A 613-nucleotide genomic window follows, 5' to 3' on the forward strand; every position below is an offset into this window, starting at 1 on the left:
ATCCATTTCCCAGATAAGACTTCTCGAATAATCTGATTTTCGAGAGGTCGCATAATGGTTGCAGTGGTGTCGGGCGTGGGTTTGGGTTTGCAGAACAGTTCGTTGGCGGCCTTGGGCGGACAGGGTCAGTTGGGCGAGGCCGCCTTCGGCCGCGGCGGCGAACGGGTCTACGTCAACGCCGGCAACGGCAACCTGGTGTTGCAGCGCCGCGACGAATTCCTCGCCGGCAACGGACTGCCGATCCAGCTGGTCCGCACCTACAACAGCCAGGGGCAGGGCGGCGACGCCGGCAACTGGCGCCTGGGCTACAGCCGCCAGCTGTTCGACTTCAGCGGCGCCCCGGGCAGCGCCGGCTCGCAACTGCGCCGTCAGGCCGAGGACGGCAGCGACACCCTGTACCGCTACGACGCGGCGCGCGGCCTCTACCTGGCGCAAGGCGGCGCCGGGGCCGAAGACACCGTGCGCTGGGACGGCCAGGCCTGGATCTGGACCGACGGCGACAGCCAGAGCCAGGAGCGTTACGACGGCGCCGGCCGGCTGCAGCAAGTGCAAAGCCGCGACGGCCAGACCGTCGCGCTGGGCTACGACGGCGCCGGCCGCATCGTCAGCCTGC

Annotated in this window: 1 protein-coding gene; it reads left to right on the forward strand. The window is 68.7% G+C overall.

Annotation, left to right across the window (positions count from 1 at the left end; genetic code table 11):
- Positions 1-54: 54 nt before the first annotated feature.
- Positions 55-613: RHS repeat domain-containing protein (locus tag ACODRW_RS24300; RefSeq protein WP_488906922.1), on the forward strand; the 559-nt coding region annotated here is incomplete at its 3' end.

It is taken from the genome of Chromobacterium sp. FG89 (assembly GCF_057808735.1).